This window comes from Yersinia sp. 1252 StPb PI (assembly GCF_048593885.1).
Taxonomy (GTDB): domain Bacteria; phylum Pseudomonadota; class Gammaproteobacteria; order Enterobacterales; family Enterobacteriaceae; genus Yersinia; species Yersinia enterocolitica_E.
In genome coordinates this window covers 1-20424 of record NZ_JAZGQE010000078.1, presented here as the reverse complement: position 1 = coordinate 20424, position 20424 = coordinate 1, and the positions used below count along the sequence as shown (strand labels likewise).

Sequence of the window (20424 nt, the reverse complement as noted above, 5' to 3'; positions counted from 1 at the left end):
GGGTCATCCTGATTTTAAAGCCATTAAATATTTTTTTAAACCTTGTTAACAGTGCCTGGTAATATAAATAATCTTAACATCATTTTTTCACTTGTTATTAGAATAGTCGCTGTTTGAATGTTTTGAATTTCATTTTTTGCAATCATCGTTATACTAAATGAAATGATAAAAACTAGCCAAGATTAGAATGCATACATATGCTTTAGGAATGCTGTTTTTAATGTGACTGAATTTTTTTACTTCTTTTTTTGGGGAAGTGATAGGATAACTCGGGAAATATAATTTTTAGGGCCACATTTGAGGAAAGTCGCTATATTCTCATTACCTTTATTTTATGGGTGTAATTTTATATTTTTCGTTATATACCAGACCAGCATTTGGGTATAGGAGCATACGATGAAAGTGGGTATTAACGGCCTTAATTTAATTAAACATTTTGAGGGATTGAGACTCCGAGCCTATCAGTGTTCCGCCAGAGTGTGGACTGTGGGGTATGGGCATCCTGCTAATGTTCGTCCTGATGATGTTATCACCGAAGAAGAAGCCGATAGTTTTCTGCATCAGGATATTGCCAACAGTGAGCGTGCGGTGAATATTAATGTCATGTCCCACTCACCCAAAACCAGTTTGATGCCTTTTTTTCCTTTGTTTCCTTTGTTTTCAACCTTGGTATTGGGAATTTCCTCGCCTCTACATTAAGAAAAAACTTAGTGCCGGCGACTATGGCGGGTCTGCGCAAGAGTTTCTTCGTTGGGTTCATGTTGGCGGGAAAAAACTCCCCGGATTGGTTAGAAGAAGAGAAGCCGAAAAGGCACTGTTCCTGAAATAAACTTAATGGCTCTACGGGTATCGTTATTTTATTCGCATGAAGAAACTTCTGGCACAAGCCAAGGGCGGTAGCGTGCTTTTTTCAGGGAAATGCCACATCAGTTATTCCACTTCCCACGTAAATAACGGTCTTTATGTTATTTACACTTATCGTTAATATTGAAGAAGAGGTTGTTATGTCTACAAGTGTATCTCAAATTGCGGTTGAATATCCAATTCCTACTTATCGCTTTATTGTGTCTATTGGTGATGAGCAAATTCCATTTAATAGTGTTTCAGGGTTGGATATAACCTATGACACGATCGAATATCGGGACGGTATCGGCAATTGGTTTAAAATGCCTGGGCAGCGTCAGTTGATTAATATTACCTTGCGAAAAGGTGTTTTTCCTGGGAAAACGGAACTGTTTGATTGGATCAATTCCATTCAACTTAACCAAGTAGAAAAAAAGGATATCACTATCAGTTTGACTAATGATTCAGGTACCGAATTACTGATGACCTGGAGCGTTTCTAATGCATTCCCTACCTCGTTGACCTCTCCTTCATTCGATGCCACCAGTAATGACATTGCCGTTCAGGAAATGACGTTGGCAGCCGATCGGGTAACGATTCAAGCTATTTAATCTGCTGATAATCATTGAATCTGACAAAGGAATTATTATGACGAATATTACCACCACTTACCCAGGTGTTTATATCGAAGAACTGAACAGTCTTGCGCTTTCTGTTTCAAATAGTGCCACCGCCGTGCCGGTTTTTGCTGTGGGCAGTAGCATTGTCGAACAGGGGAGCGTCACACGAATCAATTCATGGATGGAATATCTTAACCTGCTGGGTGATTTTGATAATAAAAACCTATTAGCAATTTCGCTGCGCGCTTATTTCACCAATGGCGGTGGATACTGTTATCTGATTAATACCGATGATCTGGTGGCTTTAGTTCCCACGTTGGACGATGTCACCTTATTGGTGGCGGCGGGTGAGGATATTAAAACGGCTGTAGACATTTTATGCCAGCCAGGCCGAGGGTTATTTGCCATCCTTGACGGCCCGAAAACGATGCTTACAAAAGATGATGTCGACGAGGCTAAGGGAAAATATGACGCCACGCCATTTGCTGCGGTGTATTACCCGTGGCTAACCGCGGAGTGGGCTGACGCAGATATTCCGCCCAGCGCTGTTATGGCGGGAGTGTATGCCTCAGTGGATTTGTCCAGAGGGGTGTGGAAAGCGCCCGCCAATGTCGCCTTGAAAGGGGGATTGGAGCCGAAGTTTTTGGTTACCGATGAATTGCAAGGGGTTTATAATTCAGGCCGCGCGTTCAACATGATCCGCAGTTTCAGTAACACGGGTACTACTGTCTGGGGAGCAAGAACCCTGGAAGATAATGATAACTGGCGTTATATCCCAGTTCGGCGTTTGTTTAACACCGCAGAGCGGGACATCAAGCGGGCCATGAGTTTTGCCGTGTTTGAGCCGAATAGCCAGCCTACTTGGGAGCGAGTAAGAGCGGCGATCAGTAATTATCTTTATGCCCTATGGCGTCAAGGGGGCTTGGCCGGAAATAGTGAAGAAGACGCTTATTTTGTGCAGATTGGCCGAGGTATCACTATGACCCCTGAGCAAATCAACGAAGGGAAGATGATTATTAAAGTGGGTCTTGCGGCTGTTCGACCCGCGGAATTTATCATCCTTCAGTTCACCCAAGATGTTGAGCAGCGTTAACTCACTGATTACGAGGTATCACTATGTCCGCTATTCTACAAGCGCCCGGTGTTTATATTGAAGAAGATGCGTCGTTGGCATTTTCTGTCAATAATAGCCCTACGGCTGTCCCCGTCTTTATCGGTGAGTTTACGCCGCTATTGGCAAGCTCTGTTTCCGTCTGTACCCGTATCAATAATTGGCTTGAGTTTACCTCGGCATTCTCTCTGGCTCCGGCAACGCAGGTTGTAATTCGTTCGACTAAACCTGANGAACTGCTCGTTATTGAGGATAAAGGCGAAACCGAGCTTAAGTCGAAAACCAAAGCGAAGAGCAAAGTCGCTACTGCCGAGGCACAGGCGTGGATCTACAGCATAGAACGCATCAAATTATCTCCCGCCGTTGAAGCGTTACAGCTCTATTTCCAAAATGGCGGGGGAACTTGTTATCTCTATCCCATCAGTGATGCTAGCGATCCAACGGTGTTGGCGGCTATTCCCGATATTATTGAGCAAAAAGGGGATATTACATTAGTTGTTTGTCCAGAAATCGACCTCGAGTATAAAAGCGCCGTTTACGGCGCAGTGAACACGCTATTAACTAAGAAGGTGGGTTACTTCCTGATTGCGGACAGCAATGATGGTACGCCTGTGTTGAATGTTGAGCATATCCCTCAGGCTGCCGTTTATTACCCACAATTGGAAACCAACCTCAGAAGCTCAGCATCAGTACCTAAGGATGAGAATATTCTTATCAGCGGTTATGAGGATGATGATGGCAAGGACAAGTTTGCGACACTGGCAGTGCTGCGGCAGGAAAACTCAGCGCTGGCTGAAGCCATCGACTATGAACTGGCAGAAGGGCAGAAACGCAGGGTTATTATCCCGCCCAGCCCGGTTATCGCCGGGGCTTATTGCCACACCGACAGCAGCCGTGGGGTCTGGAAAGCACCAGCCAATGTAGCACTCACCGGTATTGGGCGTTTGCTTGATAAAGTTGATGACCAACGTCAGGGGGATATGAATGTCAACGGCGTGAATGTCATCCGCTCTTTTAGCGACCGGGGTTTTGTCATTTGGGGTGCGCGTACGGCGGTAGTCGACCCAGGTGATATTAACTGGCGCTATATTCCCGTTCGTCGTCTGTTCAATTCTGCTGAGCGGGATATTCGACAGGCATTACGAGCTGCATTATTCGAAACCAATAGTCAACCCACTTGGATGCGAGCCAAGTCTGCCGTTGATAATTATCTTTACGCGCTTTGGCAGCGTGGCGCGTTGGTGGGAGATCGCCCTGAAGAGGCTTATTTTGTCCAGATTGGTCAGGGTATCACTATGTCGGAGGATCACATTAAACAGGGCAAAATGATCATGATGATCGGTTTGGCTGCTGTACGCCCGGCTGAGTTTATTATTCTGCAATTTACGCAGGATGTCGCTCAATAATCTCCATAACAACAACATCGGGCATCCGCAGTATCAGGGTGCCTGTTTCACTCTTTATGGAGGAACTTATGATGGAGAGAATACAACCGGGTGTCACACTGTCAGACCGTATTATCTCTGCCAGTCAGGGTGTAATTGCCACGGCCATTCCCGTATTTATTGGTTATACCGAACCGGTTCGAGAAGAACAGCCTGAAACTGTGGCCATTCGTGTCGATAGCCTGGCTGATTACTCCCGGATATTTGGTAGCGAAGGCATCATGGCTTTTGCTGTCAGGCACTATTTTGATAATGGCGGAGAGCAAGCCTTTATTCTACCTCTGGCAGGGAATATGCCATCCGACAGAATGACGGGGCCCGAAGTTGACGATTATTTCTCGGCGCTGCAAAGCACTGATGTTAGTTCCGCGATTGCCAGCGAACCGTTGATTACGTTGATTTTGGCACCGGATATGGCACGTCTTAATGACAGTCCTATGACGGGCAACACAGCCCTTGCAAATTTGTGGTCAAGCGGTTGGGCAATGTTGCTGCAACTCAGTCAAATCAAGCCCAATCTCTTTGTGCTACTGGATGCGCCGGATGACGCAGATCTTGCTTTGCAGTGTGCAAATACCTTGTCGTCAGACTACCGTCAATGGGGCGCTGCCTACTGGCCAAGAGTAGAAACAACCTATAGGGACACATCGGTAACGGAAGGCGAAGCTCCGCGGGCCGTGCTGTCGCCTACGGCGGCCATTGCGGCGGTAATACAGCGTACGGATAAGCGTGTCGGGGTATGGAAAGCGCCAGCCAATGTGGCATTGGCTCAGGTGATCCGTCCGGTTGTTTCCCACTTTCAGGGAGATGCGTTGTTTAACGCTAGCGGCACTTCTCTCAATTTGGTCCGCAGTTTTCCCGGAAAAGGGATCCGTATATGGGGGTGTCGTACGCTGGAAAATAGTGCCAGCTCGTCGTGGCGTTATTTACAAACCCGTCGCCTAGTTTCTTATGTTGCCGCTAATTTGGCCCAGCTAATTCGTCTGTATACCTTTGAGCCGAACAATGAGCTGACGTGGATGAAGTGCAAAGGGCAAAGCTATAACTGGCTTCGGCAACTGTGGTTGCAGGGGGGGCTTTATGGTGCACAGGAAGATGAGGCGTTTAATGTCCTATTGGGGTTAAACGAGACGATGACTGAGGATGACGTTCGTGCAGGGAAAATGATCGTAAAAATAGAGTTAGCCATATTATTCCCGGCTGAATTTATTGAGATCAGTTTGGTATTTGATACCCGCACGGGTGCACTTTTGTCTTAAAAGAGGAAAGAACCCGATGAGCGATTATTACACACCGGCGGTATCGCACCGTTTTATGGCCAGTTTCGTTTTTAACGGTATTCCTAATCCCCTGGATATTCGTTTTCAGCGTATATCAGGCCTTAGCCGGGAACTCCAGGTTACCCAATACAGTGAAGGTGGAGAAAATGCCCGCAACAGTTTTTTAGCTGAAAAAATCCAGCATGGCACTCTCCGGCTTGAACGTGGTGTGATGACCGTATCCCCGCTAACCATGATGTTTGATCGGGTTTTACGTGGGGATAACGTTGCTTATGCCGATGTGGTGATTATGTTACTGAATGAGAATTTACTGCCGCTATCCAGTTGGACATTGAGTAATGCACTGCCGGTCAGCTGGCAAACCAGCGATTTTGACGCCAGCAGTAACGCCATATTGGTTAACACCCTTGAATTACGCTATCAAGATATGCGTTGGCTGGGAGTCAAACTATGACAGTCGAAATCAGAGAGTTAGTTATTCAGGCCCGAGTCGTCTCTGACGCACAGCCGGGCCCTGTGGAACCCCAAAATCGTTCGTTGATACAGGAAAGTCTGGATGACTCGGCGTGGGTAGAAATGATTAAACGTGAAGTGCTGGCAGCACTGCGCGATGGGGAAGGGTGGCGTCCATGAGTTTGCTTGAACGAGGTTTGGCCAAACTGACTATCGATGCTTATAAGGATCGGGAAGGAAAGGTTCGGGCAGGAAATAGCCTACAGGCCATGTACAACCCGACCACGTTACATTTGGATTATCAGACGGACTATTTGCAATCTCAGGCCATTAATAACGAGAAACAGAGCAGTACTTATGTACAGGCGAAACCCGCAGGGCTATCGCTGGAACTGACTTTTGATGCAACTATGCCGGGTAATACCCTCCCGATAGAAACCCAGCTGATGCAGCTTAAACAGCTGTGTACGGTGGATGCAACCAGCAAAGAAACCCGGTTTTTGCACATTAAATGGGGGAAAATGCGCTGGGAGAGTCGTGGCTATTTTGCTGGGCGAGCCAAAGGGCTGTCGGTGAGTTATACCCTGTTTGATCGGGATGCCACACCATTGCGAGCTCAGGTTGTTCTGACGTTGGTTGCGGATGAAAGTCTGGTATTGCAAGAAACCGAACAAAACCTGAAGTCACCGGCAAAAGTGGCGTTACGCGTGCAGGATGGGGTCTCTTTGGCACTGATGGCGGTTAGCACGGCATCAACCCTAGCAGGTGGTGTTGATTATCTGACGCTGGCCTGGCAAAACGGTTTGGATAATCTTAACGGTTTTGTGCCGGGAGAAATTCTACAGGCTACCAGGGAGAATGATTCATGAGTCATCAACTCAAGATCACCGCCGATGGTAAGGTGCTTTCCCTGCTGACCGCTGTTGATGTGGATACCTATCATCGGGTTAACAGCTTAGCCTCAGCAACCATCAAACTCAGCGTATTGGATCGGCCGTTATCCTCTTTCAGTCAGCCCGATATTCAGGAAGAGTTAGCTCACTGCCAAGTGGGAAAAACACTAATGTTAGAGTTGAATACAGGTAACCGAAAATCGGCCCTGTTTAATGGGGTGATAACTCGACAGACACTGCGTATCAAAAATAAACAATCACTGCTCACGTTAGTTATCAAACACCCACTACAACGGATGGTTGATACCCAGCATTCGCAGTTATTTAGTGATGAAAGTGATAAAAAAATCTTAAGTGCACTGTTAAATCAGGCGGGTGTTAAGGCCAGTTTTGGGCAAATAGCCGCATTGGATCAAAAGCATGAACAGATGGTGCAATTTCGCTGCTCGGATTGGTACTTTTTGTTGTGTCGCCTCTCGGCAACAGGGGTATGGCTGCTGCCCTCCCCTGAGGGGGCCAGGCTGGTACAAGCCGGAGCCCAGAGTGCGGCTAAGATCCATATCCTAAAAAGCCGGGGAGATGAGAACAGCGATATTGTGGTGAAAGACGCATACTGGCAGTTTGACAATCAACGTAATCCCGCCTCGCTAGAAGTCAGTAGTTGGGACATCAGTAAGCAACAATCGCAATCGGGTGGCCGCTATGGCAGTAGTGCTACAGGTAAAGGTGCGCTTTCCCTCGATCGTTTAGCTTCGCTGAATAAAGAGAATTGGGATATTCGTTACAGCAGTCCACTTACCACTCAGGAAAGTGGCTATTTAGCACAAGGATTATTGCTCAATCAACGTATTGCCGGGGTGATGGGCGAGTTTTTGCTAGAAGGCAGTACGCTTTATCAATTGGGTGATGGTGTGCAACTGGTGGGATTTGGTTCCCAAATCGATGGCACGGCAACGATTACCGGTGTTCGACAGCGTTTTAACCGGCAAATTGATTGGGAAACCACCTTGGAAATAGGTTTACAGCCAGAACATCTTCCTTTAGTGCCAGAAGCACCAGAGCTGCATATTGCCACCGTAGCAAAATATCAGCAGGACAGTGCGGCGCTCAACCGCATTCCCATTACGCTATCGACCTTAAATAGGCCAAATGAAATTTTGTGGGCCAGATTGGGCAAACCTTACGCTAGCAGTGAAAGTGGTTTCTGTTTTTATCCTGAGCAAGGTGATGAGGTTATTGTTGGCTTTTTTGAAAATGACCCGCGTTACCCGGTTATTTTAGGGGCGATGCATAACCCTAAAAATAAAGCCCCTTTTGAGCCGAGCCAAGATAACAGAGAAAAAACGCTGATTGTTAAAACCGGAGATATACAGCAACAGCTGCTTATTAATAGCAAGGATAGAACTATCACAATAAATGCGGGGGGGAACCAAATGACCATGCAACAGAATAAAGACATCTCTCTGGTGGTGGAAAAAGAGTTTACGTTAAAAGCACAATCCATTCATGCAACGGCAGATAAGTCATTGGCAATATCAGGGAAAAGTAGTGTGGAAATTAAAGGCGCTAAAATTAATCTAACCCAGTGAAGGTGATAAATGGAAAACCAAATACTGACACAACTTTATGGTCGAGGTTGGGCGTTCCCCCCGTTATTTTCCCTGGATAAGGGCGTGGCGATGGCTGAAGGGGCAGAAGATGTTCGGCAAAGTTTGCAAATCCTCTTTAGTACCGAGCCTGGAGAGCGGTTGATGCGTGAAGATTATGGCTGCGGATTGAATGATTTTATGTTTGAAAATATCCGTAATGAACTGATCGCTGAGATAGAAACTCGGATCCAAGACAGCGTGCTACGTTATGAACCCAGAGCGGATATGACGGATATTCAAGTCAGTCAGGCTCCGAATAGGAGCAATACTCTGCAAGTCCGGGTAGCCTACCGTCTGCGGGGCAGTGAAATTAACCAACAAATTCAAGGGGCACTTGCCCTAGGTGAGGGGAATAGTGCGGAGGTTGCATGAGTGAGGCAATGGTGATAGACGGTGATTTGTTACTGTTTGACCTGCAGTTTGGCAATCGTACGGTAACGGTTCCTGCCCCGGGGAAAATCAGCGGCACAGGTCATGCACAAGTCAATGGCAAGAAAGTATGTATTTTGGGGGATGAAAAGAAAGTACAGGTTTCGGCCACTTATATCACGGCGACCCACAGTATCTTGGGTGATGGAAAAATCACCAGCAGCGCACTGGATAGCAGCCAGCAGGCTTTGCAGTGCACTAGCGGGGCTGCATTAATTATCAAAGGTAAGAAGTTTACCGCGATGTTTACGCCGGGAACGGTGGCCACAGCGCCGGGTAGCCCTCCTCCTCCTCCGGATGTTTCGGCGCCTTCAGCAGGAACGGGCAGTTTTATTACCCAACAAAGCTTTGCCACTGTGAATTAAGTTAACCGTCTAATACGGAAATGCAAATGGAGTGAATAGTTATTTATTCGCTGAGGGTTCTCTGTGCTCGGAAAACACAGGTGATATTATGGAATTGACCGCGTTAAACAATAAACTGTCAGATTTAGTACCCGACTCTGATTTCAAATTAGATAACCGAAGCAGTTTAACATTGCTTGAGTATATTAAAGAATATACTCACCAAATTCCTTTTAATGATAAAGAGAATTTTTGGGATGCCTTTTTCTTTATGTTGGACAATGCTCCTGAGGAATTAGCGAAACTCTATCAGGCAGAAACGGCAGCTGATGGAACACTCCCCCCTCATCAAGCTTTTATGTTGGCTATCTTGCAGATATTGGAAACGCCCAGAGCATTATTGAATTCATTGCCGGCTGTTCACCGAAATCTTTATTACCGGGATTTATTAGGTTTATCTTCCCGGCCAGCCAATCCCGATCAGGTGGCGCTGTCTATTGCACTGAATCCCACAGTGAGGACGCAATTATTGGCTGAAGGCACCTTATTTGAAGCCGGTCAGGATGCGCTGGGAAATTCATTGCACTACGGGCTGGATGCCAGCCTATTGGCCAACCGCGGATATATCAGCGATCTGCGTTGGTTACGGAAAAATGGACCTCAGGGATGGGTTATTACCGCCCCTTTGGATGTGCAAAATCAGATAGACCTCCCCATTACGGGGATTCGATTATTCAGTGAAACGCCGGGCGATCGACCCGCGGCCAGTGGCTTACTGATCGTGGCGGCACGGCTGGCGATGGCGGAGGGAGATAGACAGATTACGCTGACTTTTTCCGAGAATATTGAGGTGACTACATTAGCCTCGATACACATTAGCAGCGGCGATCGCTGGCTGGCCTTAACACCCGTGGTAGCAGCGGACAAGGTCACTATCACGCTTTCCGACCGGGAGCCCGCCATTAGTGCGCCAGACAATCTTGACGATCTTACTTTTGAACACCCGGTATTGCGCTTACAGTCAGCGGAAGGCCAGCCACTGCCGCCGGTCACGGCCGTTCAGGTTGAGCAACTTCCGACAACTGATGCGGATAGCCAGTGGGATATGCACACTGCGGCTGCGGTGGATGCCCCCTTCGATTCCTATTATTTGACCCCCTTTGGTTACAGTCGGAATGATGAGTGGGTGCAGGAAACGGGATCTTCGCTTTATTTAGGTTTCTCCGATGTCGCGCCCGGCCAGACATTATCGTTGTATTGGAAGTTAAAAACTCCGATTCAACCTACCGTAGCCTGGTTTTACCTGAATCAGGAGGATCAATGGGCTGCTTTGGACGCCTGGGTTTATGATGAAACTCAAAACCTGTATCAGGACGGTCTCTGGCGTCTGGTATTGCCAGCTGACGCAGCTAATCAGGCCAGCCAAATGCCGGGCGGGCGCCATTGGCTAAAAGGCGTGGTTAGCATCCCCGAACAGGCCGGCGTTTGGGAAAGTTATCCCTGGTTACAAGGCGTTATTTATAATGCAATGACGGCAACGTTAATCAATGCAGAAACCTTAAGCGATAGCCATTTCTTGCAAGCACTCCCCGCCGAGACTATCCAGCACTCAGTTGAACCTATTCCCGTGGTGTCAACCATCTCTCAGCCTTGGGCATCATGGGATGGCCGTATGGCGGAGTCAGATGGTGAATTCTTTGAGCGTGAGGCGCAGCGTATCTCACACCGTAATCGGGCGCTGACCTGGGGCAATATGGCTACGTTGTTGAAACAGCGGTATCTCAGTATTTTCGATGTGAAATATCCGGGCAATGATGAGTTAACTCAGGTGCCTGCCCCTGAGATACAACAGCTGACGGTGATCCCCGTAAACCGTTATAACGACGGCGATGACCCTCTACGTCCACTGCTCAATCCGGCTCGTCTGGCGGAAATGGCCGACTGGTTGGAACAACGGGACTCGCTCTGGGCCTCAATTATCGTGGCTAATCCGACCTATATTGATGTGCATATCGATTATCAACTAATTTTCAAATCAGGCGTTAACCCGGATTTTGGCTATCAACAACTCCGACAACGCCTGAGTGAGGTATATATGCCCTGGAGTGTCGATGAACAACGGGCGGTCATGATGAACAATAATATTGGCTATTTTCAGTTGCTGGCAACCATTCAACAGCACCCGTTGGTTGAACGGGTCACTGGCTTGACATTGCATCGGGACGGTACCACTACGACTGTCGATGACATGGCTTCGGTGGATGCAAATAATAACGAAGTGCTGATTCTGGTCTGGGAAAATGATGATTTGGCGCAACGTCGAGGAGCAAAATATGAGTAATCCAGACACATTGTTTCTCCTTGTAAAAGAGGATATCCATTTCGATAAGTTGCTAAATCAGGCTCATCAGGTGGTGGAACAGCAGACCGGAAAGTTATGGACAGATACCGCAGAGCACGATCCGGGGGTGACAATCCTGGAAGGGGTCTGTTACGGCGCGTCAGATTTAGCCTATCGCCATACATTACCGCTGCAAGATCTCCTGACGCCTGCAGTGTCTGAGCAGCAAGAGGGGGTCTTCCCCCGCGAATTTGGCCCGCACCGGGCGCTGACCTGTGGCCCAATCACGGCTGATGATTACCGAAAAGCGTTACTGGATTTACACAGCAATGATTGGCCGGTAGAAAACGCCGGTCATGAGGGCGATTTCTTATTTCGCAATGTGCAATTGGTGCGTGAACCGGAATATGAGCGGTATACCTATTGGTATGACTCAACGAAAAGAGAGTACAGTTTTGTAGAGACAGACAACGCAAAAAAGTTAACTCTGCGGGGGAATTACTGGCTCTATCTGGAGCCTACCCGGCAAACTCAGCGCGATCCTGCGGCGGCAAAAGAACAGCTCAACGCATTCTTGACGGAAAATCGCAACATTGGTGAAGCAGTCAGCCAGATAAATTGGCTGGAACCGGTTGATTTTCCTCTATTACTGGATATTGAACTGGGTGACGATACGCAGAATATCGCCAACATATTTGCCAACGTCTATAGTGCGGTTGAACAGTTTATGATGCCCAGAGCGCTGCGTTACAGCACGGGAACGTTACAACAGCGGGGCATGAGTAATGACGATATTTTCGACGGACCGCAGCTGAAATACGGTTGGATACCGGAACTGGCACCCGATCGGGACTATACACAAGGTGTTACGCTCAATTTGAGCCGGCTGGCTAATGTCTTGTTGGGCATTGACGGCATCAAGAATATTACCCGCATGGTATTAGGGGATTACGATAGTAATAAAATTACTCCGGTCGCGGATGATACCTGGTCATGGAAAATAGCCGCCGGATGCTATCCACGGCTGTGGGGAGCGAACCCTATCCATTTATTGGCACAGCAAGACAGTCCGCTTCGGGTGATTGCCAAAGGGGGGATCAGCGTCACCGTCAGTGAACAGGATATTATTAACAGTTTCCCTCCAATTGAAATGATCCAGAATTCGCCGGTTACCTTACATTACGGACAACACCGTGATGTGGGCAGTTATCATCCGGTTAGTGATACCTTGCCCCCGTGCTACGAACTACAGCAGTCATTGCAGATATTGGCTGATCCTGACCGTTCACGGGTGTTGGCATTGCATCAGTTTATGTTGCCCTTTGAACAACTATTAGCCAACGGTTGCCAGCAACTGGCGATGCTGCCGCAGTTACTGGCTTTTCAACGCAAGGGGATCCGGGTATGGGGAACGCAGTGGCCGTTTAAATCAGGTTCTGTAAACGATGAGGCCCATAAAGATTACGCCGCAGAGCTAAAAGACTGGCAGGAAGGCATAGCACAAGATACCGAACAGGAACTGAATATCATCAATTACCTGTTGGGTTATTTTGCTACGCAACGGGCACCCCGCACCTTTACCTCCGAAGCCAGTGACTTTCTTGCTGTGCAACAAGGCTATTTGTCGCAGCAGACGGTATTAACTTACCACCGTGATAATATTCGTATTGATCAGGTCTCCTCATTACAAAAACGCATTGCCGCCCGGATGGGATTGGGGGGGGGATTATTTAAGCCGCAGCCTGATTTAAGTCGACTGCCTTTCTACCTTATCGAACACCGCGCCTTGCTACCGATCAAACCCAACGACAAGTTTGATTATGAGCAAACGCCAGATTCAGTAACGCTGGATGATGAGAATAGTCCGAGTTATCTGGTGATCACTCAACGCGGTATTGGTGATAAGTTAACGCCAGGCCAGGTGGTCAATCTGACGCTGTATGAGGGCGAGGTCGGTGAGAACAAGTTTATTTTACGTGGGCAGATGATCGCCAAAACCGACACTGACAGCATCTGGTTGAATATCAGCAACAGCGCACAGTTGGGCCATAACTTAGCGCGGGTGATGGCCGCGGCAGAGAACAGTAAGTTATACTGGCAAAATAGCCTGGTGTGGCTGGAAGATATGAGTTACCGCCTAGCCTACGCCAGCGATCAAACCCAGAACGGTGTACAATTGCCGGCGAATCAACGGCGATTGACCCGAACCGATCAGACGCCGTTCCCGGCTCTGATTAGGGTGGGAAGCGAAATCACACTGATCCGTAATTTTGGAATAGGTAACATTACTCGGGACGTTGCGCCGGAACTTAATGCCAGGGTCATTAGCTTTGACCGTATTCAAGGTACCCTGATTATCGAACGTTTGGAAACATCTACTCTGCCTTTCCCGTCTCCTGAAGATGACTGGCGCTACAATTGGCACTTCTCCGGTGATGAATATGAACGTACTGACCGTTTCTCATTCGTGATTAGTGTGGTGGTCAATAGTGCGTTAATTTCTATGCCCGGAGTTGATCCCTATAAATTGGAGGAGTGGGTTAAAGACACTATTCTCACTGAGTTTCCTGCTCATATTTCCATGATTATTCATTGGATGGATAATAGCAAGTTTTTAAATTTCGGTAGAACCTATCAGCGCTGGCAAAATAATGGAGCACCATTAGGTGATGCCGCTTATTCTATTTTAGAAAATTTGACACTGGGGAGATTACCATCAGGTTTTATCGGTATTGGCATAATGCGAATAGCCACACCTGCTCAACGGACTGAAGTTATCGGCAGCGATGAAAATGAATGGAATACAGACAAGATAATTCAGAACGAATTATTCTATGTTCCGAAAGAAAGCTAAAAATAACCTGGTCATCTAATGGAATTTTATTAATCATATTTGTGGAGTTCATTATGAAAGAAACTCGTCGTTTAATTATTGGCAATGAAAAACAAATGTTAACTGGCCTGGCAGTAGTTGGGCCAAAGGCGGATGATTTAAAAGAAAGATTTAAGGAAGGCAGTATTCCGCTGCAAACGGATTTTGAGGCGCTAATTGATATTGCAGACGTTGGGCGTAAAGCGGCAGGGTTAGCTCCAGGGCAAATTGGCCCGGGGAATGGTTTTCAAATTGACAGCTTAGAGCGCTTGTCTGTAAAGGTTGACACCAACAGTGGATTATCAGTAAGTAGTTCTGGGGTAAAGGTTATACCAAAAACTAATGGTGGAGTAGTAATAGATTCAACCGGTATCTCTGTGAAGCCAGGTAGAGGAATGGAAGTTACATCTGATGGCGTGCGTATAACAAATGAGTTTGCTTTCCAGAAAGGTATGATTCTGATGTTTGCCGGAACAGAGGCTGAAATGCCGCCTGGGTGGGCTTTATGTGATGGAGGTGATGGCAGACCAAATCTGATAGACCGTTTTATTTTAGGCTCTACGTTCACTAACTCAAAATATTCTAATACTGCACAACTAACAGGTTCAGGTACCACAAAAGCCTATAACAAGCAGAGCACACCATTTACGGTTACAGGTTCGGTTACTGTAAATGAGATTATATTAACGTCTAGCCAAATTCCTTCGCACAGCCATACTGGCGGAATGGCTTATTGTACTCATAATGGACATAGTCATGGTAGTACGTCGTTGCCTGACACAAAAATATGGAGGATTGATAATAGAAATGAACTCGTCTTCTCTGAACGCAGTTTTAAGGATCGCTCACTATCTTATATACCGAGCAACAATTACGCATGGCTTGCGTATACGTCAAGTGTTGGCGAAGGGGCAGGCCATAATCATACTGCTAAGATGAGCACTGATGGACATCAGCATTCCACGGATGTTATTCCGCCTTACTACACGTTGGCCTTTATTATCAAGTTATAGTTTGTTGATTAATTGGAATGAATCTTGACTGAGAGCGCTAAGGATAGTGCTCATCTACTAATTCTTCAATGGCTATTTTCTCAAAGGTTTATATGGAAAATCCTGACCTAGGTGATGGGAGCTTTATTGGGCGAGTCACAATCGTTATTGAAATATCAGATTGTGATGGAAATAGAGTAATAGAGAAGTGCTCATCTGTGTTTCATAAAAGAATAGACGAAATCATATCAAAAAAAATACAGGAATTAATATTTAGCCTGAATGAAAATTTATCCATCGACCGTCTTGTTGTGGATATAGGCATGATTGAGTATGAACTATTTGAAGTCCAGATGGTGGACAAATTAACTCTAGCATTGGAAAAAGCATTGTCGGTTTATTATCAGGCAATACCAAAATTTTCCTTGGGTGAAACGGGCGCCTACCCCACGTGCCAATCAGAACGTCAACTAATAGAAAATGGCTTATTGGCTCAGTCTTTGCCTCAAATGTCAGCGGCATTAGTGGAAAATAGAATATCAGTCCCATCAGTCCCATCAGTACAGTCGGTGGCAGATATCGCCGCTGAAACAACAGCTACTGGCGAGCTATCACTGATAGCCACCGTCGAACATTATTTACAGCAAGGAGATTGGTCAACGCCATCAAATCAGATCCTGCCTTTAAATAGCCAAGAATCACCATTGATTACGCAGGACCTCTGGTTACAGGTTCAGCGCCAACCTCAGCAATGGTTACCTATGCTGGCAAAGCACTGTTTACAGCCATCTGGACGGCGGCGTTTGTCGGTAATTCTTTCGCAAGCGGCACAGAAGGTGCTATGTCGCTTAATGACTGAAGATAACCCTATAGCAGTGCAATTCAACCATACATCAAGGGTCACGCCTGAGCAGTTAACTACAGCGGCAGAGCATTATTTTAGAAATCAAGGCGCGGTGACAAAAGAAAACCCGGACGTTATATCGACCCCGTTGGAGTGGCCACCACAAACAACGCCACCAATCGCTATGACGGAGCAACTCAACCATACAGCAAGAAGGGGCATTCCTGAGCAGTTAACTACAGCGGCAGAGCAGTATTTTAGAAATCAAGGCGCGGTGACAAAAGAAAACCCGGACGTTATATCGACCCCGTTGGAGTGGCCACCACAAACAACGCCACCAATCGCTATGACGGAGCAACTCAACCATACAGCAAGAAGGGGCATGCCTGAGCAGTTAACTACAACGGCGGAGCATTATTTTAGAAACCAAGGCGCGGTGGCAAAAGAGAACCCAGAAGCTACGCCGACTCAGCCAAAATGGTTGCCACAGAAAGCGTCATCAGTAGCATCAGATTTAACCCGTAGAGTCGATAAAGAAACCCCGGAGCCTATTTTTGCCACCACGCTCAAGGGAAATAAGCCGCCGGCATGGTCAGGTACAAAACCCGTAGCTCAACCTATGGGAGTGGATATAGCCCCCATATCAGGAAAGGTTTTGGCTGTCAGTAATGCGGGAAGTTTAATTTTTTGGCCGCTATTATCAACGTTTTTTAGCATTTTTGGTTTGCTGGAAAAACAGGTGTTTATTAATCAGCAGGCACAGGTAGACGCCGTATGTTTACTTGACTGGCTTATCTGGGGGGATGATGAAATATCTAACCGGCGGCTGACATTAACTAAAGTCTTGTGTGGATTACCGATGCATTTCGACGCGGCATGGTGCGCTCCGGCGGCAGAACAAAAAATAGTGATCAGCGAATGGTTGGAGGGGGTCCGAGGGCAACTTCCTGCCTGGAAAAGAATGGGGTCAGAGGATATTCGTACGCTTTTTCTACAACGTGCTGGCGAAATTCTTTGGTTAGAGGGAGGGATAACCATTCATGTTAACTCGGAAATTTATGATGCACTCATTAATGACTGGCCGTGGCCAATGAACATGGCCTGTTTTAACTGGCTACAGCAACCATTAACTATTCGCTGGTTATGACCTTCCAACGAGTATTCCAGGATGAATTAAAATATGAGTATATCTTCAGTATTACAGTCTAGAGGCTGCCAGCATCGCGGAGATCAATTATTGCTGTTGTTTGGTGAGTTGGAGCGGATAGACCTTGTCTTGCAGCATTATTATTATCGTTTCAAGGGAACACGTAACGATCTGGTCGATGAATTCTTGTTAAGTGAGACGGAGGTGTTGGCGCGGATCAATCAGCCTCTTGGCAGACCGCATTGGGCGAAAGCCGAACTGACAATAAAGCAGGCTCAAAGTACTCAACTTTCAGAGGTAGCAGAAGGTCTCACTGAACTGGTTGATCGTTTTGAATTAACTGATTTCGAGCGAGATACTCTATTGCTGGGTTTATTGCCCCACTTTGATAGCCGCTATTATGGTTTATTTTCTCTACTTCAAGGCGGAAAACAAAGCCAGCTACCCAGTTTTTCATTGGCATTAACGTTATTTTGCCATTCAGAAATGGAAAAACGGGCACATCAAGCCAGTTTTTTACATCGTCCGCCATTGCTCGGCTGTCAGCTATTATCCGTTGATAATAATCACAAGAATCTGGCGTGGAGTCAGACGACATTTATTACTGACACCGGTGTCTACCATTTTTTATTGGGGCACCACTACCTTTCGCCGGTATTAGCCCAATGCGCTCAATGGTCCATGTTGCCAACGTCTCCCTGCTATCCGGAAAGTTTAAAGCAGGCATTTGGGCCACTATTAACGGAGGATATTGAACCTCGACCTGTGGTGTTATTACAGGGCGTTGTGGGTAGCGCCAGAGCGCATACGGTTGCTCATATTTTCTCTTCAGAAAAACGGCAGACGCTGGTTGTCGATATGGGCAAATTCGTTGAAAGCGATGACGATGTAATATTAATACAATTAAAGTGCATTCTACGGGAAACGCGTCTGCGGGGCGCGTGTAGCGTATTCCGGAACCTGAGCTTACTGAAGGAACGAAATTCATCATTCCTCGATTCCCTATCAGAGTTATTGGCTCAGCCAGGAATAAGAGTTGTTTGTCTGGTGGACCCGTACTCACCGTTGTTATTGTTTAAAAAAACGTCAACATTACAAATAGAGATGCCGATTTTTACCCATGAGGAAAAGATACTGTTATTAACAGGCTGTTTGCCTGAACGCCGTTCAGCAGATATTGATCCGATAAGCTTAAGCCAGCGCTATACCTTTAATGCAGAAAGTCTACCGCTTATTATACAAGAGGCTGAGCTTTATCAACGACAGCGGGATTATTCGGATATCTTGCAACAATGCGATATTCGTAAGGCATTCAATTTACGCGCACAACAGAATTTTGGTTCATTGGCTAAAAGAGTTACGCCTAAGCGAAACATACAGGATCTCTTAGTATCCGATAATATCACGCAGCAATTAAAAGAAATTATTACCGCAATAAAATACCGGGAGAAAGTTCTCTCAAGTGGTTTTAAAGATAAAATTGGCTATGGCACAGGGATTAGCGCTTTATTCTACGGTGACTCTGGAACGGGGAAAACGATGGCGGCAGAAGTACTGGCGAATACTATTGGAGTCGATCTCATTAAAGTAGATCTCTCAACAGTAATCAATAAATATATCGGGGAAACGGAGAAAAATCTCTCCCGTATCTTTGATTTGGCAGAACTAGATGCCGGTATTTTATTTTTTGATGAAGCAGATGCATTATTTGGTAAGCGCAGCGAAACTAAAGATGCACATGACAGGCATGCTAATATTGAAGTGTCATATTTATTACAGCGTTTGGAAAGCTATCCTGGTCTGGTTATTTTATCTACCAACAATCGAAGTCATTTAGACAGTGCTTTTAATCGTCGTTTTACCTTTATTACACGATTTACTTATCCGGATGAAGCGGTGCGCCATGAGATGTGGCAGAAAATATGGCCAAAGAATATCAAGGTTTCATCGGATATTGATTTTAATCAATTAGCGAAGAAGGCTAATGTCACGGGAGCTAATATCAGGAATATTGCTCTGTTAGCCTCTTTCTTTGCCGGAGAAAATGAAAATCAAGAAGTCACTTATGCTCATATTGAAACTGCACTTGCTCGCGAGTTAGCTAAAACAGGCCGACTGACGATTTAGGTTCTCTTTAGAAATATGCTTGAAAGTCGTAGACAGACACATTGTAAATATTGAATGGTCCAAATCTAACCAAGAGGTTTTCATATGTTAAAAACTCAAACGGTAGTTGAAGTCAATAAAGTGATGAATGCGATCCTGCGTGAATATCTTAATGATGACGTCGCTATTCGCTTTGATTTACCCGATGTCGATGCCACGCAGGCAGATGCTGCTATCAGCGTATTTCTTTATGACATACATGAGGATCTACAATTGCGAACGGCTGAGTCTCGAGCATTTAGTGCTTCGGCCGGTAGATTATTGCCCGGCTGGGTCAATATTCAATGCAACTATCTGATTACTTACTGGGAACCTACTGGGCCAGCCAACGATGCCAGTAATCCTGATAGCCAGCCGGACAATCAGGCAATACAGATAATGTCTCAGGTGTTGGATGCCTTAATTAATAACCGACAACTGACCGGTATCCCTGGAGCCTACACACAGGTTATCCCACCGAAAGAAAACCTAAATAGTTTGGGTAATTTTTGGCAGTCTCTGGGCAACCGGCCACGTCTGTCTCTCAATTATTCTGTCACGGTACCCATTAGTTTGAGTGATAAAGAAGATAAGTCCACACCAGTCACATCACTGTCGGCAAATATCGAGCAAACAGCGTCGATCTCTTCACAGGTCATTAATGATGCATTACGGGAGCTATTGATTGCTGCCATCGGTGGAGGGGCTGATGCCAGGCTAGCCGTCACTCACGTTAATCTGAAAACCATTCCGGCAACTCATACGACAAGTGATGTGTTTAAAATGGCTGTTTCTCTGGCTGTATCGGGTATTACACGGGAAGAATATATTCCCAAAATAAGCGATGTATTGGAGGGTTGGGTAAGTAATGAAACTGCTGTGGTGACTCTCGATGGCTATGGCATTTATATCAACACGGTTGAAAAATCAACCCTGTCTGGCATTTAGGTGAGGGTGTGAATAGTTAGGTTGCATTAATCTGTTCCCTGGAAACTGATTTTAATTAAATCATTCAG

General features: G+C 46.3%; 16 protein-coding genes and 1 pseudogene. All 17 read left to right on the top strand.

The features are described 5' to 3' along the window. Positions 1-477 precede the first annotated feature (477 nt). The 17 genes and pseudogenes from V2A85_RS12935 (at position 478) to V2A85_RS12855 (ending at position 20356) form a co-directional block, all read left to right on the top strand. A pseudogene (locus V2A85_RS12935) lies at positions 478-829 on the top strand (lysozyme). A 175-nt stretch (positions 830-1004) separates the two neighbouring features. Continuing rightward, complete coding sequence (locus V2A85_RS12930; protein WP_420071603.1) at positions 1005-1454, top strand: phage tail protein; 450 nt, start codon at positions 1005-1007, stop codon at positions 1452-1454. Between the two features lie 37 nt (positions 1455-1491). After that, positions 1492-2556, top strand: coding sequence for a phage tail sheath family protein (locus V2A85_RS12925; RefSeq protein WP_420071602.1), 1065 nt, complete (start codon positions 1492-1494; stop codon positions 2554-2556). A 23-nt stretch (positions 2557-2579) separates the two neighbouring features. Further along, positions 2580-3980: a phage tail sheath family protein gene (locus V2A85_RS12920; RefSeq protein WP_420071601.1), complete on the top strand. Its 1401-nt coding sequence runs from the start codon at positions 2580-2582 to the stop codon at positions 3978-3980. A 68-nt stretch (positions 3981-4048) separates the two neighbouring features. Beyond that, positions 4049-5278 (top strand): phage tail sheath C-terminal domain-containing protein, encoded by a 1230-nt coding sequence (locus V2A85_RS12915; RefSeq protein ID WP_420071600.1) that lies wholly within the window; start codon positions 4049-4051, stop codon positions 5276-5278. 16 nt (positions 5279-5294) lie between these two features. Continuing rightward, positions 5295-5753: a phage tail protein gene (locus tag V2A85_RS12910; RefSeq protein WP_420071599.1), complete on the top strand. Its 459-nt coding sequence runs from the start codon at positions 5295-5297 to the stop codon at positions 5751-5753. Then, a complete protein-coding gene (locus V2A85_RS12905) occupies positions 5750-5932 on the top strand; it encodes a DUF5908 family protein (RefSeq protein WP_420071598.1) in 183 nt (60 codons plus the stop codon). The genes V2A85_RS12910 and V2A85_RS12905 overlap by 4 nt, the downstream gene beginning before the upstream one ends. Next, complete coding sequence (locus V2A85_RS12900) at positions 5929-6621, top strand: hypothetical protein (protein ID WP_420071597.1); 693 nt, start codon at positions 5929-5931, stop codon at positions 6619-6621. Before V2A85_RS12905 ends, V2A85_RS12900 begins: the two co-directional genes overlap by 4 nt. Next, positions 6618-8234, top strand: coding sequence for a phage baseplate assembly protein V (locus V2A85_RS12895; protein WP_420071596.1), 1617 nt, complete (start codon positions 6618-6620; stop codon positions 8232-8234). The genes V2A85_RS12900 and V2A85_RS12895 overlap by 4 nt, the downstream gene beginning before the upstream one ends. Positions 8235-8243: 9 nt before the next feature. After that, positions 8244-8666, top strand: coding sequence for a GPW/gp25 family protein (locus V2A85_RS12890; protein ID WP_420071595.1), 423 nt, complete (start codon positions 8244-8246; stop codon positions 8664-8666). Then, positions 8663-9088 carry a hypothetical protein gene (locus V2A85_RS12885; protein ID WP_420071594.1) on the top strand — a complete coding sequence of 142 codons (426 nt, stop codon included), beginning with the start codon at positions 8663-8665 and terminating at the stop codon, positions 9086-9088. Before V2A85_RS12890 ends, V2A85_RS12885 begins: the two co-directional genes overlap by 4 nt. An 88-nt stretch (positions 9089-9176) precedes the next feature. Further along, the gene (locus V2A85_RS12880; RefSeq protein ID WP_420071593.1) at positions 9177-11408 is read left to right on the top strand and encodes a hypothetical protein; all 2232 of its coding nucleotides are present in this window, start codon (positions 9177-9179) and stop codon (positions 11406-11408) included. Next, positions 11401-14262: a hypothetical protein gene (locus tag V2A85_RS12875; protein WP_420071592.1), complete on the top strand. Its 2862-nt coding sequence runs from the start codon at positions 11401-11403 to the stop codon at positions 14260-14262. Before V2A85_RS12880 ends, V2A85_RS12875 begins: the two co-directional genes overlap by 8 nt. Then, positions 14205-15293 carry a hypothetical protein gene (locus V2A85_RS12870; protein WP_420071604.1) on the top strand — a complete coding sequence of 363 codons (1089 nt, stop codon included), beginning with the start codon at positions 14205-14207 and terminating at the stop codon, positions 15291-15293. The genes V2A85_RS12875 and V2A85_RS12870 overlap by 58 nt, the downstream gene beginning before the upstream one ends. A 92-nt stretch (positions 15294-15385) precedes the next feature. Then, positions 15386-17263: a contractile injection system tape measure protein gene (locus tag V2A85_RS12865; protein WP_420071591.1), complete on the top strand. Its 1878-nt coding sequence runs from the start codon at positions 15386-15388 to the stop codon at positions 17261-17263. A gap of 33 nt (positions 17264-17296) precedes the next feature. Next, positions 17297-19390: an ATP-binding protein gene (locus tag V2A85_RS12860; RefSeq protein WP_420071590.1), complete on the top strand. Its 2094-nt coding sequence runs from the start codon at positions 17297-17299 to the stop codon at positions 19388-19390. A gap of 84 nt (positions 19391-19474) precedes the next feature. Beyond that, positions 19475-20356 carry a DUF4255 domain-containing protein gene (locus tag V2A85_RS12855; RefSeq protein WP_420071589.1) on the top strand — a complete coding sequence of 294 codons (882 nt, stop codon included), beginning with the start codon at positions 19475-19477 and terminating at the stop codon, positions 20354-20356. Positions 20357-20424 lie beyond the last annotated feature (68 nt).